This window comes from Roseomonas chloroacetimidivorans (genome assembly GCF_049629625.1).
In the GTDB taxonomy this organism is placed as follows: domain Bacteria; phylum Pseudomonadota; class Alphaproteobacteria; order Acetobacterales; family Acetobacteraceae; genus Roseomonas; species Roseomonas chloroacetimidivorans.
On the sequence record NZ_JBNBZS010000061.1, the window covers coordinates 1 to 22,187 of the forward strand.

Below are 22,187 nucleotides of genomic sequence, written 5' to 3' on the forward strand. Positions count from 1 at the left end.
CCCGCTCCGCCTCACTCAGCTCAAGCGCAACCGCCCGACGTCCCATCCCGACCTCCTGGACTGGCCGAGAAGCCTCTCACCTCCCTTGAGCCGAATACAAGAACGAATTTCTGGTTCGGGACACTAGGCTCTGTGACCGGAATGGCTGGCTGAGCCATTCGGTGCTGCAACGGCCGCCAGCTGCGCGACCTGGGACGTTCTTCCGGTTTTCTGGGAGACACGGCCATGACCAGGACGAGCCTGGACGACGCCCAATGGGTGTCCCTGATGCTGGTGCTGCAGCAGATCCCGCTCGCGTGGAAGCGTGACGAAGCAGCGCTTCGCCGTTTCGTCGAGGCGGCGCTCTGGATCGGCCGGACCGGCCCGCCCTGGCGGCCCTGCCAGCCGAGCCTTTCGTCTATGCCGAGTGGCGCATCCGCCGTGTTGGGCTCGACTACCATGTCGATGTCGACGGCCACTATTACTCGGTGCCGCACCGGCTGCTGCGCCAGCAGGTGGAGGCCCGCGTCACCGCCCGGACAGTGGAGCTGTTCCATCGGGGCGAGCGCGTTGCGGTCCATGTCCGCGGCGGGCTGCGCGGCCGGCACACCACACTCGCCGAGCACATGCCGCAGGCCCACCGGCGCCATGCCGAATGGACGATCGAGCGGATCGGCCGCGAGGCCGCCGCCATCGGCCCGGCCACCGCGGCGCTGACGGCGATCATTCTCGAAAGCCGGCCGCATCCCGAGCAGGGATTCCGTGCCTGCCTCGGCATCCTGCGGCTGCTGCGGGCCTATGGGCGGGACCGGCTGGAGGCGGCCTGCACGCGCGGCCTGGAGATCGGCGCCCGGTCCTACGGCTCCATCCAATCAATCCTGCAGCACGGCCTCGACCGCCAGCCGGCGCCGCAGCCGACGCGCGGCAGCGAGGAGCTGCCGCTGCTGCACCCAAACATCCGTGGCTCTGGCTACTACCACTGAGGAGAACCAGCCTTGCTGACCCACCCCACCCTCGACCAGCTACACCAGCTCGGCCTCGCCGGCATGGCGCGGGCCTTCGAAGAGCTGCAGGCCAATCCACAAGGCGGCGAACTCGCCCCGACCGAATGGCTCGGCCTGCTGCTCGACCGCGAGATCGCCGAGCGGCACGACCGCCGGCTCAAGACCCGGCTGCGGTTCGCCAAGCTGCGCCACCAGGCCAGCGTCGAGGACATCGACTGGCGGACCAGCCGCGGCCTCGACCGCGCCCTGTTCCAAAAGCTCGCCCAGGGCGGCTGGATCGAGGCCCGGGAGAACCTGATCATCGAGGGCCCGACCGGCGTCGGGAAGTCCTGGCTGGCCTGCGCCCTCGGCCAGAAGGCCTGCCGCGACAATCACTCCGTGCTCTACCAGCGGGTGCCGCGGCTGTTCGCCGAACTCGGCCTGGCCCGCGGCGACGGCCGGCATGCCCGGCTGATGCGCACCCTCGGCGCGGTGAAGCTGCTCATTCTGGATGACTGGGGCCTCGAGCCACTCGGCCCGGAGCAGCAGCGCGACCTGCTGGAACTCGCCGAGGATCGCTACGGCCGTGGCGCCACGCTGATCACCAGCCAGGTTCCCGTCACGTGTTGGACAATGTGGTGAAATCCGTGATGAGGCAGGGTCGTCCCCTGGCCCGGGGTCGACACGGAACACGACCCGGATGCTCGGGCCATCGACCTCGATCCGCCGCACGAGGGTGCGGACGATGTCGCGCCGGGTTGCCCAGTCCGCCTCGTCCAGCTGGTCACAGCCCCTTCCATCTCTTTCGCCATGACCTACATATACGAAGGCCCACAGCAAATGACACAGTAAAAATAGGGCGCTACATACATCTCCCGGCAGCAACCCGGACGCCCCCGCCCGTTATAGAGCCCGTTCGATCATCACTAGTCTCCCCGCCGCCTCGCCGGACCCCTGACCGGCGGGGCGGTTCTCGTTCGGGCCGGGTGGTCCTTATGCTGGCCCCGACGCTACCCTCCGGGTCATGTGCAACCTCTACACGGCCAGGACCAACCAGCGCGCAATCCGCGATGCGGCCCGCTACGAGCGGGACCTGGTGGGGAATCTTCAGCCCCTGCCGGGCATCTACCCCGACTACGCGGCGCCGATCGTGCGCACACCCTGTCCATCCACGAACGGCACGTGCTGCTGGCCACAGCGACGGTCCTGACAGGTCCGCAGAGCCTGCGGCGGGAGTTCTGCCAATCACCCATCAGGACTTGGCAGGCTGACCTTGCGACCCTGTACCGATGCCTGAACGACCATGACCGGGCAGAGCTTTCCGGACGTCAAAGGAAATGGAACCACGTGCCCGAGTCCACGATCTAAGGATGAGGAATTCGCAATCCAGAAATTCCACGCTTCAAGGAAAAACCACACCTCCGGACGTGAGTGGTCAACTGACCTCCCCGTCCAGAAGCTGCTCGACTCAAGCGCGGATTCGTCGCCTTGCTTCCATCTGCAACGCGATGCGGCAGGCGAGCGACACTATAAGAACCAGAACGAAATAGAGCAGCGCGGCAATCGTGTAGATGTACATCGAGAGAAAGGTCTCGTTCACTATTACGGTCGCGTAATACATTATGTCCGGCACCGCGATCACGGAAACGACGCTGGTCGACTTGAAGCACAGCACGAACTGGTTCATGAGCCCCGGGGCAATGGCTCGCAGAGCCTGGGGCAGGACGACTTTGCGCAGCGTCACGTGCCGTGGCAGTCCCAATGCTCGTGCCGCCTCCACTTGGCCGGCGGGCACGCCCTCGATCCCGGCGCGGTATTCCTCGGCCAAGTAGGCGGTGGTCTGCAGGGCCAGGGCGGCGATTGCACTAGCATAGGCGGTGAGCTTTAGCCCGATCATGTCGGGCACCGCAAAATGCACCCAGACTACGAGCACGAGAATCGGCGTGTTGCGGAAGAACTCGGTAAAGATCACGGCGAGGATCCGCGCCGCGCGTGGGCGTGCCATGCCGAGAAGGCAAAGAGCCAACCCGGCAACGGCCGCGATCGCCGTAGACGTGATCGTCAAGGCGAAGGTCACGCCGGCGCCCGTCAGAAAGTTGTCGCGATACTCCCAGGCCAAGTGGACGAGGCGTACAGGGTCGAACGTGGCCACGTCTCACTTCCGGTAGGGGTTCGCGCGTTCCAGGTACTCATCATAAAGGCGGGCGGAAAGGCCGCTGGCCTCTGCCCAGGAGACAAAGCCGTCGAGGAAGCGGGCCCAGTCCGGATCTCCGTAACGCACGGCCCAAGCGTTCGGAGCGCTGGCGAACTCCGTATTCGGGAAGGCCAGCGCTCCCCAACTGCCGTTCTCCGGCACGGCGAGCCACCAGCGCAGTGTGAGCGTCGGGAGCAGCGCGGCGGTCGCATCGCCGCGGCGAACGGATTCCATGATCTGGATATTGGACTGCACTTGCAAAGCCAGAATTCGGGCGCGGGGAAACTGGCGCCGGGCGACCTCGTTCTCGCTGCTGCCCGCGACCACCGCGAGGGTGACGTCGGGGCTGTTCAGGTCTACAGGGCGCTTGAAGCGCTCGGCATCGGCACGCCGGACAATAGCGTTCACGCCCTTCGCCCACATCGGGCGCACATAGGCGACTTCCATGGCACGGGGGGCATTGTAGACAAGGCTACCTCCGACCATGTCGCAATCGCCGCGGCGGAGTGACGGCACGATCGTCGGCCACTGCACTTCCACGATCTCCATCTTAACACGCATCCAGTCGGCGAGCTCCTTCGTCAGCTCGACGAAGACGCCGTGCCACTCCCCGGTGCGTGCATCTTTGTAGGCTTCTGGAGAGATCTGGGCGAAGCAGGCGCGGAGCACGCCGGCTGACTTCACGCGTTCCAAGGTGGAGGGCGTTTGGGCCACGGCCGACGACACTGCTGCGAAGCCCGCAATGACGATCCAGGCGAGGGCACGACGGAAGGGGCGCGACATTCGGGAACCCACATCTGCTGTTGGCGGCTCGTCGTGGAAGCAAAAATCGGGCCATCCATTGCGCTCGATCGGGTTTGCCCCCGAGGCCAAAGCTCAATGCGCATGCACAGGGCTAATCTGGCATGCGTTTTGCGTGTTTCGAACAAACAAGATGTGGAGGTGGTTCAGATGTCAGCGAAGATTGAGCTCCTTCCCCTTGATGGGCCCTTCGGGCTGGAGGTCCGCGGCATAGATATGTCGTGTCTGCCAGACCTGGAGACGCTGGAGGCGGTCAAGTTTGCCTTCCACCAGCACGGACTCTTGCTGATCCGCGGCCAGGAGATCACACCAGCGCAGCAGGTTGCCTTCAGCCGTCTCTTCGGGGAGCTGGAGGAGCATGTTAACGTACAGTTCTTGCTGCCGGGCTTCCCTGAAATTTTCGTTGTCGGCAACAAGGTGGAAGACGGCAGGCGGGTCGCGGCACTCAACTGTGCGCTTAGCTGGCACTCCGATCATTCCTACCATGCGGAGCCGAGTCTCGGTTCGCTGTTTTATGGAGTGCAAGTTCCGCCTGAGGGCGGCGATACGCTCTTCGCCGAGATGTACCGCCCCTATGAAGACTTGCCCACGGCGACCAAGGCTGCTCTCGAGGGCATGCAGGCGATCCACGACTACCGTCGCTTGGTAGAGGTGCAGTTTCCGCAGAACGCACCGCCGGAGGAGGCGATGGCGCGCGTGCCGCCAGTGGCGCATCCGATCGTGCGCACTCATCCGGTTACGCGCCGCAGGTCGCTCTTCCTCGGCGGCGAAGTCATTTCCGGCACGATTAGGGACGGCGTCGCAGGAACTCGAGACGTTGTCGTTGAGCTGCTCGAGTACGCGACGCAGGACAAGTATGTTTACCGCCACAAATGGCGGAAGGGCGACATGGTACTCTGGGACAACCGCTGCACCATGCACCGGGCGGGCGCTCCTGACCCAGGCAAGCATCTGCGCGTTATGCATCGTACCACCCTGCGGGGTGGAAGGCCGTTCTGATTGGCATGACTGTATCGTACGAGATCCTTCTGCAAAGTTGCCCGGCACAGGCCGTTGCCGGTGGCATGGGCGTGCGGCTGGCTGGAGGGCAGGGCGGTATTGAACCAGAACCGGCAACGCATGGAACGGCAGTTCCCGGCCAATGTTCCCGGTCAGACGGCGTGACGACCGCCCTCGTACTTCTGTGCCCATAGTTCGCGTCGGGCGCGGTGCAGGCCCCGGCGAAGGCAGGGGTGAGGCAGATGCCATTGTCGGTCAGCACGTGGGCGAGGCGGAACGGGAAGGCTCTCCCCAGCTCCCGCAGGAGGTTGATGCTACGCGGTGGCGCTGTATCGCGTCTCCACGGCCGAGCAGCGCCACTAAGGCGCTGTCAGGGATTAACTGCTTGATCTTGGGAATGGCGAGGTCGGATCGTGTAGTTCCACTCGCCCTGGAAGTTGGCACGGCTGAGATTGATGGTTGCCATCTCTGCATCGGAGACGGTGATGCCCTTGGGATAGGCGTTGGTGTCGAGTTCACAGCGCACGGTCAGGCCGGTAGCCGTGGTGGTGGCGCTGATCAGGTCGACGATGACGCGATAGCTGACCAGCGGCTTGGCCCGCCAGTTTTGGCTGATGAAGGAGAACAGCCGGTGCTCGATCTTGTTCCACTTGCTGGTGCCAGGCGGCAAGTGGTGGACGGTGATCTCGATGCCGAGTTCATCGGCGAGGCGTTGCAACTCGCGCTTCCACAGCCGCAGGCGCGAGCCGTTGCTTCCGCCACCCCGCTTTTCCACCACATCCGCGACGACACCCGCCGCGCCAACGGCGATGGAGATCGCGACCATCGCAATCACCCGCTCGTGGCCTGAGACCCCCACGGCAGTCCCTGCCTTTATGCCCCGGCCGGATTGAACCTTGTGCATCGACGATCTCGCTCGAGGGATCCTCGAGAGCATCTATCCCCGAAGGGTGTTGCAGATTAGGGGCCGACGCGGCAATCATCCTACCAGATCTGAAAGGATGGCCAGGGAGGCGCCGCTGTCCACTGACCGTGCTGACGAGATGAAGTTGTTCGTGGCCTCCGTAGAGAGCGGAAGCCTGTCCGGCGCTGCCCGACAGACGGGGCTGTCGCTCTCCTCGGTAAGCCGCCATCTAACCGGTCTAGAGGAACGCCTCGGTGTCCGCCTGCTGATCCGCTCGACGCGCATGCTGGCCCCGACGGATGCCGGTCAGATGTACTACGCGGCGGCGAAGCGCCTGCTGGCGGAGGTGGACGAGGTCGAACGAAGCCTGACGGCAGGCGCTGCGGCCCCGGTCGGCCGCTTGCGGGTTACCGGCCCCACCCTCTTCGGGCGGGTCCATCTCCTGCCGCTCATGGCGCGATTCCTCGTCGCCCATCCTCAGGTCACCCTGGACATCTCCCTCCTGGACCGGCCGGTGAACCTCTTCGAGGAGGGTATCGACCTCGCAATCGTGGTAGGGGACCTGGAAGACTCCAGCCTCATATCGCGACGGCTCGGTGCCATCAGATGGGTGCTCAGCGCCTCGCCGGACTATCTCCAGCGGAGGGGACACCCCACCGGCCTGACCGACTTAGCCAGCCATGACTGCCTCATGTACAGCCAGCAGAGTAACGCGGACGAGTGGCGCCTGATGGACGGTAGCAACCCGGTCCGCGTGAAGGTCCCGGTCCGCATGCGCTCCAACACCCTGGACGGTGTGGTGACGGCCGCGGTGCAAGGAGGTGGGATCGTGCTCGCACCTGCCTGGGCCGTGGCCGACCATGTCTCTGATGGAAAGCTCCAGGTCATCCTTCGTCAGAACGAGACACCATCGAGACCGATCAATGCAGTCCTGACCCATAACAGGCTCCTGGCCAGTAAAGTCCGAACTCTCCTGGACTTTCTTGTCCAGGAATTCAGTCAACAGGATTTCGACGGGATGGCGTAGATTCGCCATTTCCTCGGCATCACAGCTAGAACACAGCCCATCACTCCTCGTGTTCAACTGTGACTTCCATCGTCCCGCGTTTCTATTCTGCGTCCTGGCGTTGGCTGGCGTGAGATCACGGGACGGAGCCCGCAGCCGCACTCCCGCCATCCCCATAGGGGTTTTTGCGGCTACGGCGTTGCCAAGCATATGGGCAGACGGTTCGGCCCCCAGCACCGTGGCCTCAGGAAGGCAATGGAAATTCCCAGCTCGCAAGAGCATTGGCGCCGGAGCCGGTCACCCACCCCCTCTCGCTTTCACCATTTCTGCAAGAGTGGTTACCAGCCTTCTGTCTTCCGAGGCGGCCCGACAGATCCGAATATCCGCTCAGTCAACCAGCGAGCGAAGCCAAGCCCGCTCAACGAGAGGAGACGAACATGCTTTTCGGATTGTTCGGCAGTGCCCAGGCAGACAGCGCCACCCTGGGGGCGGGCGTCGGCCAGGGCTTTCTCGACTATATCGACTTCAACGTGGATGCCGAACGTCTCGGCTACTACAGCACCTTCCTCGTCGAGCACCACTTCACCGGCTGGGGCCAAGTCTCCGCGACCCTGAACATGCTGACCTGGCTGGCTGCACGCACCAAAACCCTCCGGGTCGGCACGGCCACGATGGTGCTGCCCTGGCACAACCCGGTGCTGCTGGCCGAGCAGGCTGCGACGCTGGACATGCTGTCCGGCGGCCGACTGGACCTGGGCGTGGGCAAGGGCTACCGCCACAGCGAGTTCGCTGGCTTCGGCATCCCCGCGAGCGAGGCCGAGGCACGCTTCGAAGAGTGCCTGGACATCATGCTGAAGGCCTGGTCCAGCAAGGAGCGCTTCTCGCATCACGGCCAGTTCTGGAGCCTCGAGAATATCGTGGTCGAGCCCACTCCCAAGACCCGCCCGGCCATGTGGATGGGTGCAGGCAGCGAGCCGTCCATCCGCAAAGTGGCCTCCCGCGGCTTCAATCTGCTTCTGGACCAGTTCGCCGATGCGAACCTTACCGGGCAGCGGATCGCCATGTTCAAGCAGGCGCTGGCCGAGCAGAATCGGAAATTTAATCCTGCCGAAGTCGCCGTTGCGCGCGACCTCTTCATCGCGAAGGACGCGAGCGAAAAGGAGGCGGCCATCGAGCGCCTCAACAAGTCGCGGCAGCGGACGATCGATGTGGCTCGCGCTCCGAACCAGACCAGCGGATCGCACATCCTGTCCTACGCCAAGGGCGGCAACATGCCTCCCACCGACAGCTCTCTCATCGGCACCATCGATGAGATCCGCGAGAAGCTTGCCGCGCTGCAGGACGCCGGTGTGGGTTATGTGATCCTGAGCATCCTGGGCGGCTCGCGGCATACGCTCCATCGCTTCGCCACCGAGATCATGCCGGAGTTCGGAGCTGACCCAATCAAGGAGCTCAGCCCTGCCGAGCTTTCGGCGGTCTAGCCCTGGACAGCCGCACGACACATCCGGCCTCCGCCTACACGGAGGCCGGTGCAGCGAACGAGGTGCCACCATCGACGGGTCCTGCAGACGGCTCCCCGGCTTTCATGGGGGCCATCGCGCCGTCCATGATTCTGCCCGAGGATCCCATGCCCAAGGAAGACTTCACGACATCCGACGAGATCCGCACCCGGTTCTCGAGGGCGATGTCCGAGATGTACCGCCTCGAGGTGCCCCAGTACGGCACGCTCCTGGAGCTGGTGGCCGACGTGAACGCGCAGGTGCTGGAGCGCGGCCCCGAACTCCGGCCCCAACTCGAGCGCACCGGCGAGTTGGACCGTCTCAATCTCGAGCGCCACGGCGCCATCCGGCTCGGCACGCCCGAGGAACTTGCCACGATTCGGCGGGTCTTCGCGGTGATGGGCATGGTGCCGGTCGGGTACTACGACCTGGCTGTCGCATGCATCCCGGTGCATGCGACAGCGTTCCGCCCCATCGAGGAAGAGGCTCTCCGAGCAAACCCCTTCCGGGTATTCACCTCGCTCCTACGCCTCGAGCTGATCCCGGACCCGGGTCTGCGACGAGAGGCGGAGGCGACCCTCGCTTCTCGCAAGATCTTCACTCCACGCGCTGTTGCACTGACGGAGAGGTTCGAGACCCAAGGGGGCCTGACCGCTGACGAAGCCGCGGAATTCGTGAGCGAGGCCCTGGAGACGTTCCGGTGGCACAGCGAGGCCACGGTCACGCAGGAAACCTACCGGCGCCTCCATGACGCCCACCGGCTGATTGCCGATGTCGTCAGCTTCAAGGGGCCTCACATCAACCATCTCACCCCACGCACACTGGACATCGACGCCGTCCAGAAGGGGATGCCCGGCCGAGGCATCACGCCCAAGGCGGCGATTGAAGGCCCGCCGAGGCGGCGCGTCCCGATCCTGCTGCGGCAGACCAGCTTCAAGGCGCTCGAGGAGCGAATCCGGTTCGTCGACGAAGCCGGACAGGGTGAGGCCGGTACCCACACCGCCCGTTTCGGCGAGATCGAACAGCGCGGGCTCACGGTGACCGCCGCAGGGCGCAAGGTCTACGACACACTGCTGACCTCCGTCCGGGAAGAGATGCAGGTGGGGCCGAAAGGACGCGACACCCGCTCCTACGAGCAAAGGCTTGCGGCACGGTTCGATCTCCTTCCGGACGACCTGGAGCGACTGAGGTCGAACGGCCTCGCCTTCTTCCACTACTCCCCAACCACTGAAGGTCTCGCGACCGCGGCTCGAGGCGACCTGCCCGAAGCAATGGATGACCTTGTTGCGCGCGGATACGTCAACGTAGACCCGATGATATACGAGGACTTCCTCCCGGTCAGCGCTGCCGGGATCTTCCAGTCGAACCTGGGCACCGACGTGCAGGAGAACTACGCAGAGCGAGCGAACCGCGGAGCCTTCGAGGAGGCTCTCGGACAGCCCGTCCTGAACGAGCTGGAACTGTACTCCGCGGCCCAGGCCACATCCATCCAGCAGACCCTCGCTGACCTCGGGCAGGTCTGCAACGAGATGGCGCGTCCCACCCTGACGGCCTGATGCCTAGCCGAAGCTGCCCCTGGCCTCCCCGAACCCGCATGGGTCCATGCACTTATTTGCCTTTTCCAACGCGGATGGGTGACTGCCTCGGCAGGGGTGACGGCCGTTCGTCACGACCTTCCGGTGCCGCGTAGGGCCCCGATGAGAAGCACGTCATGGATCTTGGCCAAATCTGAAAGAGTGACTAGCACAAACCAGAATACTAGCACAAACCAGAATAGTCGACGGCACCCCGACCGGATAGCGTTCTACAAACTTCAGAAAGCTGTCGGCCGAGAGCCATGAGGGTGCAGTGCACCCGTGAGTGGACGCACTTCGACAGAAACCAAGACGCGGAGGAAACATGATTGAGCTGAATCGCCGCAAGCTTCTGCAGGCAGCATCGCTCCTGCCGTGCGTGCTTCCTGGAGTCGGCCGGGCGCAGAATCCCTGGCCCGCCCAGCCGATCCGGTTCATCGTGCCTTTCGCCGCCGGAGGTCCTACCGACATTGCTGCGCGGCTCATCGCCGATGCGCTGAGCACGCGGCTCCCGCAACGGGTGATCGTGGAGAACCGCAGCGGCGCAGGTGCCGTTGTCGGTACGGAGGCTGCGGCCGCTGCCCCGAAGGACGGGTACACGTTCCTCTACACCGTGGTTGCCCATGCCACGTTGAGAGCCATCTTCGCGCGACTCAACTTCGATCCCATCAAGGACTTCGCTCCAGTCGCACTTTGCGGCGTGATACCGGCCGTCCTGATCGTCAGCCCGACCCTGCGCGTGAAGTCCGTCCAGGAGCTCGTCTCGTTGTTCAAGGCGAACCCGGGGAAGTTCAACTATGGCTCGTCCGGCGTCGGTGCCTCCATGCACTTCACTGCCGAGCTCTTCCTGAAGACCGCTGGCGACCTGCAAGTAAACCACATTCCCTACCGCGGTTCTTCTGCCGCGATGCCGGATCTCCTGAACGGCACCCTGAGCATGATCATGGCCGTCGCGTCCGACGCAGTGCCTCATGTCCAGCGAGGCCAGCTGCAGGCACTGGCGGTCACCGGCGAGCATCGCCTTCCGCAACTCCCCGAGGTGCCGACATTCCGCGAGAGTGGCATGCCCGACTTCGAGGCCTACACGTGGCACATGCTGATGGCTCCCGCGGGCACCCCGGAAGCCATCGTCAACAAGATGAACGGCGAGGTTAATCGGGTCCTGGCCGATCCGGTTCTCCAGAAGCGCCTGTCGGACCTTTCCATGGAGATCCGTCCTGACAACACCCCGGCCAGCGCCGCCCAATGGCTCCAGCAGGAGACCACCAAATGGGAGCGGACGCTGCGGGATGCGGGCGTGGTCGCCAACTAGCCGGATGCAACGGGTCTCTGCTCCCTCATCCAGGTAAGGCTTACCTGGACCGCTCCCTGCCCTCCGCACATGCTCGTCCCCCTGCGCCGCACTTCTGTCGGCCGCCAGGAGGGTGGCGCTATCCTTGTCGGAATGGCCCTGGTCGGCATCCCGGCCCTTGCCCTTGACGGTCCTGGACCCGCTATGGGCCTCCTCGACCACCAGTTCCCCATCCCGTTGGTAAGCGGTCCTTGGCCTCTGCAGGGGTCGACACGCCGCCACGTCACGGCCCAGGCTAAGGGCGGTCGATTAGCAGCATGGATGCAAGAGTGATTGCCAGGTTCGCCGGTTCTCTTCCCGGGCGGTCATGGCGACACTTCCCGGAACCAAAGGAGGACCGAGCCATGACGATCCAGCGCCAGGAATACCGTGATGCAATGGCCCATCTGGGCGCGGCGGTGAACATCATCACTTCCGCTGGTCCCAACGGCCGCTACGGCATGACGGCCAGTGCCGTGTGCAGCATCACGGACGAGCCCCCACCCTCGCCGTGTGCGTCAATCGCTCGAGTGCCAGCAATGCGGTGTTTCGGGCCAACGGCATCCTCTGCGTTAATACCCTGAGCGGAGTGCAGCAGGACATCTCGGCCGTGTTCGCCGGGGCGACCAAGTGCCCGGTCGAGGAGCGCTTCGAGACGGGCCGTTGGGGCACCTTGCTGACCGGGGCGCCCGTGCTGGAGGACGCCGTCGTGTCCTTCGACTGCCGGATCGCTGACCTGGTGGAGAAGGGCACCCACACGGTCTTCTTCGCCGAAGTCGTCGCCGTGAGGCACTCGGGCCAGGACGCCGGGCTCGTGTACTTCCGCCGGAACTATCACCGGGTCGGACCCGACCTAAGCCTTGCTCAGGCCGCCTGAACACGGGCGTGAAGGGCGCAACAGGGTCTCGCTCGCCGGTGCCCCGATGCCTTACCCACCTCGGAATCTTGCGTCCGACTTCGCCGCAATGGGTACATCTCTTTCGGGAGGATGATCTGTGATCGTCAGAATCGACAGGTTCTTGAAGGTCGGGCTGGAGCAGCCTGAGGAATTTAAGAAATTCAGCGTCCAGGTCGAAGGAGATCAGGCCGACCTGGAGCGGATCCGGCCAGCAGTCAGAACCGCGGGCGACCTGGTCGATTCAGCCGTGATGTGGGTGTCCGAAGACTGGCTTCGCCAAGCCCCGGGATGCGCTGGCGACCCGGGATGGCAGCAGGGAGTCTCGAAGATGATCGAGTTCGCCCGTAAGCACGGCTGGGTGCGCGAGCCTTCAGGCGAGATCCGCGCCCATGTCGTTTGGGTACCCGTGACCTAGCCAACGGCACGATGCAGTCCTCACCAGCATTCAATTCACTCCTAAAGGGCGACTTTCATGACCGGCCTGAGCCTCAAGGCAGCTTGCACCATCGTCGACGTGGCCCTCGCAAAGGCCCGGGATCTCGGATTGGCTCCCCTGTGTGTCGTCATCCTGGATGCGGGTGGACACCTCGTCGCGGCCAAACGTGAGGACGGCGCAAGCCTTCTTCGGCCGGAGATCGCGACCGGGAAGGCCTATGGCTGCCTTTCGATGGGCCTTGGCGGTCGTGAGCTGGCGAGGCGGGCCGAGAAGTCTCCGTCCTTCATCAATGCCGTGTCTGACCTGACCTCTGGCCGGATGGTCCCTGTCCCCGGTGGCGTGCTGGTGCGTAATGGGACCGGCTTGATCGTGGGGGCTGTCGGCATCAGTGGCGACGCTTCGCTGAAGGACGAGGAGTGCGCCGTGGCGGGCATCGCGGCGGCTGGTTTCCAGGCTGACCACGGCGATCCAGCCTGAGGAGGCAGCTGCCGATGACCGGGAATACCCCTACCGACCCCACTCAGGACCTGCTCGCCCAGTTCGCTCCGACCGGGAAGCTGCGGTTCGCGATCAACCATGGCAATCCGGTCCTGGCGCAGGTCTCAGGCGCGGGGGAGCTTGGGGGCGCTTCTGTGGCAGTCGCCCGTGAACTCGCAGCACGCCTCGAAGTTCGCTTCGAACTGGTGCCCTTTGACGCGGCGGGGAAGGCGTTCAAGGCCCTCAGCACGGGCGAATGCGACGTCGGCTTCCTGGCCATCGACCCGGAGCGGGGCACGCAAATCGACTACACGGCAGCCTATGTGCTGATCGAAGGGGCCTATCTGGTGCGCTCGGACAGCCCCTATACCCTGGCCGAGCAGGTGGACCAGCCTGGGGTGCGCATCGCTTCGTCGCCGAACACTGCCTACGACTTGCACCTTCGGCGCGAGCTGAAGCACGCGTCACTCGTGCATGCGCCGCGATCGCCGGAGGCCATGGAACTATTCCTGCGGGGTGACACGGACGCTGTGGCCGGAATCCGGCAGCCACTTGCCGCGGTGGCCCAGGCGCATCCCGGCCTTCGCGTGACACAGGGCAGCTTCATGGCCATCCGGCAGGCCATGGCCATGCCGAACGGCCGGGAGCATGCCATGTCCTTCCTCAGGGGTTTCGTCGAGGATGTGAAGGCGTCGGGTCTGGTCAGGCAGGCCCTGGATGACAGTGGGCAGGCGGACGCGCAGGTCGCCGAAGCTGACCCTTCCTCCTGAAGCTGGATGCTTCCCGAAGGGCATGACACACGTCGGGAAGACCTTCAGGCCTCTGCTCGGAGAAGGTGCGGCGCTGAAGCAGCTATGCCCCTCAGCGCCAAGACAAGGCAGCGCCGGGGTCAAGCCGGTAGTAGGGCCCCGCCCGGCTTCCCGCCGGCAAGCCGCTGCTGGCTTGCCGACGGGGCAACTCGCACTCGAGGTGGGCGGCATGGGGCCGCCTGACCAGCAGGGACATCCATGATCCCACGCCTGGCGCAGACCGACGGAGCCAGCGAGCCCTATGCCGCTTTCCTTGCCGCCCTGAAGCGGTCAGGGTTCACCGGCGACATCTCGCCCGCGGACGCTGACCGGACGGTCTTCGCGACCGACAACTCCATCTACCGCGTTACGCCCCAGGCCGTGCTCTTCCCGCGGGACACGGCGGACGTGACCCGTGTCATGCGCCTCCTGGCCGAGGAGCGGTTCCGGAAGGTTGTGCTGGCACCCCGCCCGGGGCGGCGGGACGGGCACGAACGGGCAGTCGCTGACCTCCGGCATCGTGCTGGACCTGTCGCGCCATATGAACCGCATCCTGGAGATCGACCCAGCGGCGCAACGCGTGCGCGTGCAGGCCGGGGTCGTGAAGGACCAGCTCAATGCGGCCCTCGCGCCGCATGGCCTGTTCTTCGGGCCGGAGCTGTCCACATCAAATCGCGCGACCATCGGGGGCATGATCTCGACCGACGCCTCCGGCCAGGGGTCCTGCCTCTATGGCAAGACCCGCGACCACGTGCTGGCGCTTGCCACGGTCGTGACAGACGGGACGGTCTGGCAGTCGGCGCCACTGGAGAATGAGGCACTCCGCACTATTCGACGGCGGACTGATCTGGTCGGCGCCGTCCACCGGGCGGTGGACACCATCCAGCGGGAGCACTCCGTCGAGATCGAGGCGGGGGTCCCCAAGCTCAATCGCTGCCTCACCGGCTATGATTTGGCCCATATCCGGGACAGCCAGGGCCGCTTCGACCTGAACAGCGTCATCTGCGGCGCCGAAGGCACGCTCGGCGTGGTGACGGAGGCCACGCTCAACATCCTGCCCATCCCCAGGCACGCTGCACTGGTGAACCTGCGCTACGACAGCTTCGATGCGGCACTCCGGGATGAGCGACGCCACCTCGGCCACGCGCAGGCCGGCACCATACGCCACCGAGAGCGCGGCCCGGTGCTTGAGGCAGGTCGTGGCTGCGATCAGGCGCGCGACCTCGTCGGGGCTGAGCACGACCGGGAGCTTGCGCGGGTAGCGCAGGCGGATCAGCTTGCGGGCGAGATCCGGCCGGTCGACCGTGTTGTTGAAGAAGAAGCGCAGGGCCGCCACGGTGCTGTTCATGGCCGGGGCATTCATGCCCTGCTCGGACTGCTGGATCTGGAACCGGCGGATGTCCTCGGCCGTCGCCGTGCCGGGCGAGCGCTCCAGGAAGGCGGCAAAGCCCGCGACGGTGCGGAGGTAGTCCTTGCGGGTCTTCTCGGTGAACCCGCGCACGGCCATGTCAGCGACGAAGCGCTCACGCAGGATGCCGGAGGTTGCGGGAGGGAGATGGGTCATAGGGAGCTCCTCGGGAAGGGGGAGCTTCCAGCGTCGGCCTGGGCCTGGGCCCGCTCAATTCATGCGCGCCTGTCGACGTGGCACCGCATCAGCGCAAACAGGACCTCTCCCGCGATAGCGGGTTCGTTCTTCGGCCAAGTGTTGCCGTTCCGCTAAGCGTCCTTGTCGGCAAAGGAGATGGTACAGTCTTCGCCGCCGTGCCGCCACGTGCGCAGCCCGACCTCCTCCATGAAGGCCCACTGGTCCTGGTCCGCGCGAGCGAAGAGGTTCACCCGCGACTCCCCGCGCCAGTCCCGCACCGTCTCGGTGCCGTAGAACCAGCCGATCGCCTCGAAGCCCGTCACGTCGCGGTCCGACCACTCGCGGGCATAGATCACGTCGCCGGTGGCGGCATTCAGCACTTGGTTCTCGCGCGGCGGCTTGTCCGGAAGGTCGAGCTTGGTGTGGGTCTCGCGCCCGGTCCAGCGTGCGTTCAGGGCGATGATGGTCATGGGCAGGTGTGGCCGGATGGCCGCCCAGGTCTGTGGCGCCTTGTCGATCAGCACGCGCGCGGTGAAGAACCCGCCGCGGGCGAAGGAGAACTTCAGCATCGGCCCCATGACAGCCCCTTCTTCCGCCCCGCGAGCGCGTTAGGCCGCGGCACGAAAAGGCTAGGAGTTGCTAAGATATCGCGACAAGACGAATCTTGAACGTCATCCGTTGCCGATTCGGCAACCTGCTCCGCGGCTCCGCGGCTCCGCGGCCGCACAATCACGCCGCGTCGGCCACCGCGCAGACCGTCGTGGCCGCCTGGCCGAAGGCGCGTGCCAGCGCATGAACGACGGCCGGAAGGCGCCGATCCCGCCGCGCGCAGATGCGCGTGCGCGTCGTGCGCAGCAGCCGGTCGCGTAGCGGCACGGCGGCCAGCTGCCCCTGGTCGAGATCACGCTGCGCCGCCATGCGCGTCAGCAGAGCCACGCCCATGCCCGTGCGCGCGAAGCCACGCAGGGCTTCCACGGAATTCGTCACTAGCCGCGGCTGCAGGTGCAGCCTGGCCGCCGCGGCCGCCTCATTGATCACGTGACGCATGCCGAAGGTCGCGTCAGGCAGAGCGATCTGCCAGCGCGCCAGCTCGGCCAGGGAAAGCCGGCCAGCCGCGGCCGCCTCGTGGTCCGGCCGCATGATCGCGAGGAGCGGGTCCCGCATCTCGCCGAGAGTCGCGATGCCCCGATGCGCCGGCGGGTTGAACACCACGGCCAGGTCCGCTTCATCCTCTAGCAACCGGTCCACCAACTGGTCGGAGCTGCCGATCAAGAGATCGAAGGTCACGGCCGGATGGGCCGCGCTGAACTGCGCCAGCACCGGGTAGACGAAGTCGCTGAGCATGCCCTCGACGGTCCAGAGCCGGACATGGCCCCGCCGCAGCCCGCGTAGGTCGTCGAGGGCCGAGCGCGCCTGGTCCATCCCGTCCAGCAGGTTGCGCGCTGAGCGCAGCACGATCTCCCCCGCCGGGGTCAGGCGCATGCCGCGCGCCTGGCGCTCGAAGAGCTCCGCCCCGAACTCGGCCTCCAGATGGGCGATCTGCCGGCTGATGGCCGATGGCGCGACATGCAGCACCTCCGCCGCCTCCCGGATGGAGCCGAGCCGGGCGACCTTCTCGAAATACCGGAAGCGCGCGAGCGACATGGTCGAATCCTCGCATACCGGGCCCCGGCGGGCCAATGGATCGTTGCCGCTCCGGCAACAGGGCGCGCCCCATATTGATATGGCTGCGTTCGGAGCCCCGCTCCTAGAGTTCCGGCCACCGGCCGCGACGGCCCGGCAGGAGACTCCGATGGACGAGCTGGGCGTGATGGAGGAGGGCGGCTACCGCTTCATCAGGGCGGTGTTCCAGTATTCGGGTGGCGTCGTCGCCCAGCCCGGCTTCCGGATCGAGCGCGCGCGCTTCCGGTCCGTCCTCCCGCTGGCCCAAGGCTTCGCCGCCATTGAGCAGCATCTGCGGCTCCTCGGCCGCCCCATGGCCGCCTTCTGCGCCTGCGAGCTGCGCTCCCCCGCGCCCTTCAGCGAGGGTGGCTTCCGTGCCTTCAACGAGGCCTATGTGGAGCCGCTGAAGCGCTGGGGCGTGATGCGGGACGGCGTGAACCCCGTCGCGCGCACCAATGTCTGCCCAGAAGTCGCGCCGCCCGCCGAGCCGGGCTTCTACGCCTTCTCCTACACGATGGCCGCGGACGATGCGGAGGCGGGCGGCTTCGTCGTGGCTGGCAGCGGGGAGGCGCCGGAGGGCCGCGGCAACTACCGCGATCACGCCATCCGCCTCGGCGACCGCTCGCCCCAAGGCCTCCGCGAGAAGGCGCGCTTCGTCCTGGGCGAGATGGAACGCCGCGCCGCCGCTCTCGGCGCCGGCTGGGCCGATGCGACGGGCGTGCATCTCTACACCGTCTACGACATCCACCCCTTCATGGCCGAGGAACTGGCGACGCGGGGCGCCATGGAGAAGGGCCTGTCCTGGCACTTCGTCCGCCCGCCCGTCGCCGATCTCGACTACGAGATGGACCTGCGCGGCGTATCCCGCGAGTACGTTTTCTGATGCCGCAGCGGGTCATCCCCACGACGGCGCTGATGCGCCCGATCGCGGATTTCTCCCACGCCGCGATGATCGACGACGTGATCTATGTGGGCGCGCTGGCCGGCACCGATGCCGACCGGCAGTTCGGCGGCACGGTGCCCGGGCGGCATGATACCGAGAACCAGGCCCGGCGGATGTTCGACAACCTGGAGATCGCGCTCGGCCAGATGGGCGCGCGCCTCGATGACCTCGTGCAGCTCAAGACCTATCTGGTGGATTTGCGTGACATCGATCTCTACCGCCGCGTCTTCGACGAGCGCTTCGGCGAGGCGGCGCCCGCCCATGCGGTGGCTGGCTCCTGGCACTTCCCCCTGCCCCAGGCCACGATCGAGCTCGACGCCATCGCTATCAAGGGCGGCGGCGCCAGGCGGCATCGCAGCGCGGACCTCCCACCTCTTCCCTCCGGCGGCCCCAATGCCGGGCTGACGGCGGGCGGGTTCCACGCCGTCACCGCCCTGCCCCTCCGGGCCGATGGCACCAGCCCCGAAGGGGACGCCGCCGCGCAATGCGCCCTGGTGCTGGAGAACCTGCACCGGGCGCTGCGCGCCGCGGGCCTGGATCCCTCGACGCTCTTCCGCCTCCACGTCACCATCGCGGATCCGCGCCTTCTCCCCGTCTTCGATCAGGTCTTCGCCGCCGTTGCCCCCCGACCCTATCCGGCCCGTACTGTCACCGCCGTAGCGCTGGAGCGCGCGGATCTTCTCGTGCAGCTCGAAGCACTGGCGGCGCCGGGGGGCTTCCACCCCATCGGCGCGGCCCAGCCCTGGCTCGGCCCGGCCTCACCGGCCGCCCTGGTCGGGGAGACCCTGTTCACCAGCGCGCAGCAGGGCCTGGATGCCGGCGGCCCCTGGCGCGACGCCCAGGCCCAGGCCGACACGGCCTGGGATCGCACCGAGGCGCTGCTCGGAGAGGCCGGTATGGGCCCCGGCACGGTGCTGCGGACCAACAACGCCCTCTCGCACTGGCAGCTCTTCCCCGCCTTTAACCGTGCCTACGGGCCGCGCGTCGCTTGGCCCTTCCCACCCCGCACCACCATCCTGGCCGCGCTCGGGGACCCCATGGCCCAGGTGCAGATCGAGGTGATCGCGCGTCGGCGGGCGGAGGAGGCAGCGATCCTCCAGGTCCCGCCCGAAGCGCCTGCCTCTTGAGGACGCCGCCATGAACCGCCTGCAAGGCTAGATCGCGCTCGTCACCGGCGGCAGCCGCGGCATCGGCCTCGGCATCGTCCGCGCCTTCCTCGGCGAAGGCGCGCGCGTCGCCTTCAACGGCACCGGCGCCGCGACGGTGGAAGCCGCCATGGCCGCCCTGCCGGGGGGCGAGACCCTCCCCCTTATCGCGGACCTTTCCGAATCCACCGCGCCCCGTCGCCTCGTGCAGGAGACGGTCGCCCGCCTTGGCGGGCTCGACATCCTGGTGAACAATGCGGGCGTGGTCAGCCGCGCCAGCCTCTGGGAGATCGAGCCGGGGGAATGGGACCATGTTCACCGCGTCAACCTGAACGCCAGCTTCTTTGCCGCGCGGGAGGCGGCGCTGGCCATGCGGGAGCGCGGCGGCGGCGCCATCCTCAACATGTCCTCCATCGCCGCGCAGCACGGCGGCATCGCGGGCAACCCCGCCTATGCCTCCTCCAAGGCCGCGCTGATCGGGCTGACGCGTTCGCTCGCGCGCCGGTTCGCGCCCGACCGCATCCGCGTGAACTGCCTGGCGCCGGCGGATATCGATACCGACGTCACGGCCGGCTGGCCGCAGGCGCTGCGCGACACGCTGAATGGAATGACGCCGCTCGGCCGCTTCGGAGCGGTGGAAGAGGTGACGGGCGCCGCCGTGTATCTGTGCTCCGACGAGGCCAGCTATGTGACCGGCCAGACCCTCGCCATCAATGGCGGGGCCTATATGGGATGAGCCCCGTTATGCCGTAGCCGCCGGCAAGGCGGCTGCCGTGCGATCGCTCAGAAGGCTGGCGGGCTGCTCACCCAGATCGCTTCGGCCGTCTTGGTCCCGCGATTGCGCCATCGATGCGGCAGTTCCGCGTTGAAGTAGATGCTGTCCCCCTCATCTAACTGGTGCCAGACATCGCCTATCTCTATCTCGAGCGTGCCGGCGAGGACCAGCACGCCGTCCTCGCCCTCATGCGAGAAGGCCGGGCCGCTCTCCGAGCCCGGCGGAGCCTTGACCCAGAGGAGGGAGGAGCGGCGCCGCATATCCGGCGTAAGGAGCTGGTAGTCGATGTTCGAACCGGGAAAGACCAAGCGTTTGCGCTCATTCCGCCTCACCACGCCCACGGGCGCGATGCCCGAGCCGCCGTCGCCGAAGGCGAGCTGCCCCAGCGGGATCGAGAGGATCGTCGCGATCCGCCGCAGCGTGCCCACCGAGGGCACCAGCAGGTTCCGCTCGATCTGGCTGAGATAGCTGATCGAGCATTCTGCCTCGTGCGCGACATCCTGGAGCGTCAGGCCGGCCTTCTTCCGATGGACGCGGATCGTATGGCCGATCGATCCGACAGCCTCGCCCGTCCCGGCCGCCACGGGCCGCCGGAATTCCACTGTGCGGGACGAAACGAGGCGAGCCTTCGGCAGCGCCCGCCTCATGGGACCGGCGCGGAGCCGGGGGCGACGGGCCCGGCCGGCCCCCCTACCCCCGCCGAGACCCCGCAGCAAAGCCCCATGAAAGCGTCACGGACCGCTTCCAGGTCAAGCTCCGCGGACCTGGCCGCGAGCACAACCCGGCCGGTGCGAAGCACATAGGCGCGCTGGCTCATCCTCAAGGCCTCACGGACATTCTGTTCGATCATCAGGATCGCAACGCCGCTCTCTTGCACCAAGTGCAGGGCGCGCTCAACCTCGTCTCGCATATGGGGCGAAAGGCCGATGAAGGGCTCGTCCAGCAGAAGGAGGCGAGGCTCCGACATCAAGCCGCGGGCCAGGGCACACATCTGCTGCTCCCCCCCCGAAAGACTGCCGGCCAGCTGGCGGCTGCGATCCCGCAAGCGGGGAAACAGGGCGTGGCAACGCTCCAACCCCGCCTCCACGCGCCTGGGAGGAGCGCCCGGCCCGGCACCCAGAACCAGGTTCTCCCATACCGTCATCTGAGGGAACATCCGGTGCCGCTCCAACACGTGGGCGCAGCCGAGCTGCAGCAGGCGCCATCCCGGAAGTTCCTGGATCTCCCGGCCATCGATCAGGATCCGGCCCGATTGCAGCGGGACCTGGCGCGAGATGCCGTTCATCAGCGTGCTCTTGCCGCTACCATTGGGCCCGAGGAGCGCCACGAACTCGCCAGCCTCCACGGAGATTGAAACCCCGTGCAGGATCTGCGCCCCTTCGAACGCGACCCTGATGCCCTGCGCCTCAAGCAGCATCGATGATCTCATCGCCGAGATAGGCCCGGACAACACGCGGGTCCGTCGTGACGGCCAGCGGATCGCCATCCGCGATCTTGCGGCCCATCGCCATCGCGATCAGGCGATCGGCCAGCGAACGGATGGCTTCGAGATTGTGCTCGATCAGGAGGATCGAGACGCCGGAGGAGCGGATCCGCTGGAGCAGATCGATCAGCCCGTTGATGGCGCTGAGATCAACCCCGGCGAAGGGCTCGTCCAGCAGCAGGACGTGCGGCTCGACCGCCAGGGCGCGTGCGATTTCCAGCCGCTTGCGCTGGCCGGTGCTCGCGCCGCGGGCAGGGTTCAGGCGATGCTCCGCCAGGCCCACCAGCGCAAGCTTCTCCTCCGCCACCGCCCGCGCGTGACGGGTGTCGCGCGTGCGGCTGAAGGCGGCGACGACGACGTTCTCGAGGAAGCTCATGGAGCCGAAGAGCCGGGCCGTCTGGAAGGTTTTGACCATGCCGAGGCGCGCCACCATGTCCAGCGGGCAGCCGGTGATGCGCCGCCCCTTGAGATGAACCTCCCCGGAACTTGGCGCGACCGCACCGGCCAGCATGTTGAACAGGGTTGTCTTCCCAGCCCCGTTCGGCCCGATGATGCCGAGAATCTCGCCCTGCCCGAGGGTGAGACTGACCTCGCGCACGGCCACCAAGCCTCCAAAACGGCGGCTGAGGCGGTCGACCTCCAGGATGGTCGTCATGGGAAACTCCCCGCCACGTCCAGGGAAGCCAGCCGATCGAGGCGCGGCTTCCGGCCTCCGCCGCGAGCGGC

At 66.5% G+C, this 22,187-nt stretch carries 21 protein-coding genes and 3 pseudogenes; 15 read left to right on the top strand and 9 right to left on the bottom strand.

What is annotated here, in order from left to right:
* Nucleotides 1–356 precede the first annotated feature (356 nt).
* Nucleotides 357–962 (top strand): annotated as a pseudogene (locus ACO1BU_RS27425) (Mu transposase domain-containing protein); the annotation flags it as partial.
* A 12-nt stretch (nucleotides 963–974) separates the two neighbouring features.
* Nucleotides 975–1,604: an IS21-like element helper ATPase IstB gene (gene istB / locus ACO1BU_RS27430; RefSeq protein WP_424139152.1), complete on the top strand. Its 630-nt coding sequence runs from the start codon at nucleotides 975–977 to the stop codon at nucleotides 1,602–1,604.
* Nucleotides 1,605–2,430: 826 nt separating this feature from the next.
* Here istB and ACO1BU_RS27435 read toward each other — a convergent pair.
* Nucleotides 2,431–3,114 carry an amino acid ABC transporter permease gene (locus ACO1BU_RS27435; protein WP_424139153.1) on the bottom strand — a complete coding sequence of 228 codons (684 nt, stop codon included), beginning with the start codon at nucleotides 3,112–3,114 and terminating at the stop codon, nucleotides 2,431–2,433.
* Nucleotides 3,115–3,117: 3 nt separating this feature from the next.
* Entirely contained in the window at nucleotides 3,118–3,939 is an 822-nt protein-coding gene (locus tag ACO1BU_RS27440; protein WP_424139154.1) for a substrate-binding periplasmic protein, read from the bottom strand.
* Between the two features lie 168 nt (nucleotides 3,940–4,107).
* On the opposite strand from ACO1BU_RS27440, the gene ACO1BU_RS27445 reads away from it, so the two are divergent.
* Complete coding sequence (locus tag ACO1BU_RS27445) at nucleotides 4,108–4,956, top strand: TauD/TfdA dioxygenase family protein (RefSeq protein WP_424139155.1); 849 nt, start codon at nucleotides 4,108–4,110, stop codon at nucleotides 4,954–4,956.
* Nucleotides 4,957–5,326: 370 nt separating this feature from the next.
* On the opposite strand, the pseudogene ACO1BU_RS27450 reads toward ACO1BU_RS27445, so the two are convergent.
* Nucleotides 5,327–5,719 (bottom strand): annotated as a pseudogene (locus ACO1BU_RS27450) (ISAzo13-like element transposase-related protein); the annotation flags it as partial.
* A 280-nt stretch (nucleotides 5,720–5,999) separates the two neighbouring features.
* Between ACO1BU_RS27450 and ACO1BU_RS27455 the strand changes: the two are divergent.
* From ACO1BU_RS27455 to ACO1BU_RS27495, 9 genes and pseudogenes are all read left to right on the top strand, one after another.
* On the top strand, nucleotides 6,000–6,887 hold the full coding sequence (locus ACO1BU_RS27455) for a LysR family transcriptional regulator (protein ID WP_424139156.1): 888 nt from the start codon (nucleotides 6,000–6,002) through the stop codon (nucleotides 6,885–6,887).
* A gap of 260 nt (nucleotides 6,888–7,147) precedes the next feature.
* On the top strand, nucleotides 7,148–8,347 hold the full coding sequence (locus ACO1BU_RS27460) for an LLM class flavin-dependent oxidoreductase (protein ID WP_424139157.1): 1,200 nt from the start codon (nucleotides 7,148–7,150) through the stop codon (nucleotides 8,345–8,347).
* Between the two features lie 125 nt (nucleotides 8,348–8,472).
* Nucleotides 8,473–9,921, top strand: coding sequence for a 2-oxoadipate dioxygenase/decarboxylase HglS (gene hglS, locus ACO1BU_RS27465; RefSeq protein ID WP_424139158.1), 1,449 nt, complete (start codon nucleotides 8,473–8,475; stop codon nucleotides 9,919–9,921).
* Between the two features lie 343 nt (nucleotides 9,922–10,264).
* Nucleotides 10,265–11,251, top strand: coding sequence for a Bug family tripartite tricarboxylate transporter substrate binding protein (locus tag ACO1BU_RS27470; RefSeq protein WP_424139159.1), 987 nt, complete (start codon nucleotides 10,265–10,267; stop codon nucleotides 11,249–11,251).
* A gap of 562 nt (nucleotides 11,252–11,813) precedes the next feature.
* Entirely contained in the window at nucleotides 11,814–12,146 is a 333-nt protein-coding gene (locus tag ACO1BU_RS27475) for a flavin reductase family protein (RefSeq protein WP_424139179.1), read from the top strand.
* A 118-nt stretch (nucleotides 12,147–12,264) separates the two neighbouring features.
* The gene (locus ACO1BU_RS27480; protein WP_424139160.1) at nucleotides 12,265–12,582 is read left to right on the top strand and encodes a hypothetical protein; all 318 of its coding nucleotides are present in this window, start codon (nucleotides 12,265–12,267) and stop codon (nucleotides 12,580–12,582) included.
* A 57-nt stretch (nucleotides 12,583–12,639) separates the two neighbouring features.
* The gene (locus tag ACO1BU_RS27485) at nucleotides 12,640–13,080 is read left to right on the top strand and encodes a GlcG/HbpS family heme-binding protein (RefSeq protein ID WP_424139161.1); all 441 of its coding nucleotides are present in this window, start codon (nucleotides 12,640–12,642) and stop codon (nucleotides 13,078–13,080) included.
* Nucleotides 13,081–13,094: 14 nt separating this feature from the next.
* On the top strand, nucleotides 13,095–13,850 hold the full coding sequence (locus tag ACO1BU_RS27490; RefSeq protein ID WP_424139162.1) for an ABC transporter substrate-binding protein: 756 nt from the start codon (nucleotides 13,095–13,097) through the stop codon (nucleotides 13,848–13,850).
* A 538-nt stretch (nucleotides 13,851–14,388) separates the two neighbouring features.
* Nucleotides 14,389–14,601: pseudogene (locus ACO1BU_RS27495) on the top strand (FAD-binding oxidoreductase); the annotation flags it as partial.
* Here ACO1BU_RS27495 and ACO1BU_RS27500 read toward each other — a convergent pair.
* The 3 genes from ACO1BU_RS27500 to ACO1BU_RS27510 form a co-directional block, all read right to left on the bottom strand.
* The gene (locus tag ACO1BU_RS27500; RefSeq protein ID WP_424139180.1) at nucleotides 14,536–15,432 is read right to left on the bottom strand and encodes a tyrosine-type recombinase/integrase; all 897 of its coding nucleotides are present in this window, start codon (nucleotides 15,430–15,432) and stop codon (nucleotides 14,536–14,538) included. The pseudogene ACO1BU_RS27495 and the gene ACO1BU_RS27500 overlap by 66 nt on opposite strands.
* A gap of 152 nt (nucleotides 15,433–15,584) precedes the next feature.
* A complete protein-coding gene (locus ACO1BU_RS27505; RefSeq protein WP_424139163.1) occupies nucleotides 15,585–16,031 on the bottom strand; it encodes a DUF3830 family protein in 447 nt (148 codons plus the stop codon).
* Between the two features lie 151 nt (nucleotides 16,032–16,182).
* Nucleotides 16,183–17,097: a LysR family transcriptional regulator gene (locus ACO1BU_RS27510; protein WP_424139164.1), complete on the bottom strand. Its 915-nt coding sequence runs from the start codon at nucleotides 17,095–17,097 to the stop codon at nucleotides 16,183–16,185.
* A gap of 148 nt (nucleotides 17,098–17,245) precedes the next feature.
* On the opposite strand from ACO1BU_RS27510, the gene cnbZ reads away from it, so the two are divergent.
* From cnbZ to ACO1BU_RS27525, 3 genes are read left to right on the top strand one after another with little or no spacing between them, the layout of a single operon-like run.
* A complete protein-coding gene (cnbZ, locus tag ACO1BU_RS27515; RefSeq protein WP_424139165.1) occupies nucleotides 17,246–17,998 on the top strand; it encodes a 2-amino-5-chloromuconate deaminase CnbZ in 753 nt (250 codons plus the stop codon).
* Nucleotides 17,998–19,185: a RidA family protein gene (locus ACO1BU_RS27520; RefSeq protein ID WP_424139166.1), complete on the top strand. Its 1,188-nt coding sequence runs from the start codon at nucleotides 17,998–18,000 to the stop codon at nucleotides 19,183–19,185. The genes cnbZ and ACO1BU_RS27520 overlap by 1 nt, the downstream gene beginning before the upstream one ends.
* A 31-nt stretch (nucleotides 19,186–19,216) precedes the next feature.
* Nucleotides 19,217–19,939, top strand: a complete 723-nt coding sequence (locus ACO1BU_RS27525) for an SDR family NAD(P)-dependent oxidoreductase (protein ID WP_424139181.1) — start codon at nucleotides 19,217–19,219, stop codon at nucleotides 19,937–19,939.
* 47 nt (nucleotides 19,940–19,986) lie between these two features.
* On the opposite strand, the gene ACO1BU_RS27530 is transcribed toward ACO1BU_RS27525, so the two are convergent.
* The 3 genes from ACO1BU_RS27530 to ACO1BU_RS27540 are packed head-to-tail and all read right to left on the bottom strand — an operon-like array spanning nucleotide 19,987 to nucleotide 22,116.
* Complete coding sequence (locus ACO1BU_RS27530; RefSeq protein ID WP_424139167.1) at nucleotides 19,987–20,625, bottom strand: helix-turn-helix domain-containing protein; 639 nt, start codon at nucleotides 20,623–20,625, stop codon at nucleotides 19,987–19,989.
* Entirely contained in the window at nucleotides 20,622–21,395 is a 774-nt protein-coding gene (locus ACO1BU_RS27535) for an ABC transporter ATP-binding protein (protein WP_424139168.1), read from the bottom strand. Before ACO1BU_RS27535 ends, ACO1BU_RS27530 begins: the two co-directional genes overlap by 4 nt.
* Nucleotides 21,385–22,116 (bottom strand): ABC transporter ATP-binding protein, encoded by a 732-nt coding sequence (locus ACO1BU_RS27540; protein ID WP_424139169.1) that lies wholly within the window; start codon nucleotides 22,114–22,116, stop codon nucleotides 21,385–21,387. The genes ACO1BU_RS27535 and ACO1BU_RS27540 overlap by 11 nt, the downstream gene beginning before the upstream one ends.
* Between the last annotated feature and the right edge of the window lie 71 nt (nucleotides 22,117–22,187).

Excerpts from the sequence above, each read along its gene's own strand:
- ACO1BU_RS27440 (WP_424139154.1), bottom strand. The coding sequence starts at position 3,939 with ATGTCGCGCCCCTTCCGTCGTGCCCTCGCCTGGATCGTCATTGCGGGC.
- ACO1BU_RS27445 (WP_424139155.1), top strand. The coding sequence starts at position 4,108 with ATGTCAGCGAAGATTGAGCTCCTTCCCCTTGATGGGCCCTTCGGGCTG.
- ACO1BU_RS27455 (WP_424139156.1), top strand. The coding sequence starts at position 6,000 with ATGAAGTTGTTCGTGGCCTCCGTAGAGAGCGGAAGCCTGTCCGGCGCT.
- hglS (WP_424139158.1), top strand. The coding sequence starts at position 8,473 with ATGATTCTGCCCGAGGATCCCATGCCCAAGGAAGACTTCACGACATCC.
- ACO1BU_RS27470 (WP_424139159.1), top strand. The coding sequence starts at position 10,265 with ATGATTGAGCTGAATCGCCGCAAGCTTCTGCAGGCAGCATCGCTCCTG.
- ACO1BU_RS27485 (WP_424139161.1), top strand. The coding sequence starts at position 12,640 with ATGACCGGCCTGAGCCTCAAGGCAGCTTGCACCATCGTCGACGTGGCC.
- ACO1BU_RS27490 (WP_424139162.1), top strand. The coding sequence starts at position 13,095 with ATGACCGGGAATACCCCTACCGACCCCACTCAGGACCTGCTCGCCCAG.
- ACO1BU_RS27500 (WP_424139180.1), bottom strand. The coding sequence starts at position 15,432 with ATGACCCATCTCCCTCCCGCAACCTCCGGCATCCTGCGTGAGCGCTTC.
- ACO1BU_RS27505 (WP_424139163.1), bottom strand. The coding sequence starts at position 16,031 with ATGGGGCCGATGCTGAAGTTCTCCTTCGCCCGCGGCGGGTTCTTCACC.
- ACO1BU_RS27510 (WP_424139164.1), bottom strand. The coding sequence starts at position 17,097 with ATGTCGCTCGCGCGCTTCCGGTATTTCGAGAAGGTCGCCCGGCTCGGC.
- cnbZ (WP_424139165.1), top strand. The coding sequence starts at position 17,246 with ATGGACGAGCTGGGCGTGATGGAGGAGGGCGGCTACCGCTTCATCAGG.
- ACO1BU_RS27520 (WP_424139166.1), top strand. The coding sequence starts at position 17,998 with ATGCCGCAGCGGGTCATCCCCACGACGGCGCTGATGCGCCCGATCGCG.
- ACO1BU_RS27530 (WP_424139167.1), bottom strand. The coding sequence starts at position 20,625 with ATGAGGCGGGCGCTGCCGAAGGCTCGCCTCGTTTCGTCCCGCACAGTG.
- ACO1BU_RS27535 (WP_424139168.1), bottom strand. The coding sequence starts at position 21,395 with ATGCTGCTTGAGGCGCAGGGCATCAGGGTCGCGTTCGAAGGGGCGCAG.
- ACO1BU_RS27540 (WP_424139169.1), bottom strand. The coding sequence starts at position 22,116 with ATGACGACCATCCTGGAGGTCGACCGCCTCAGCCGCCGTTTTGGAGGC.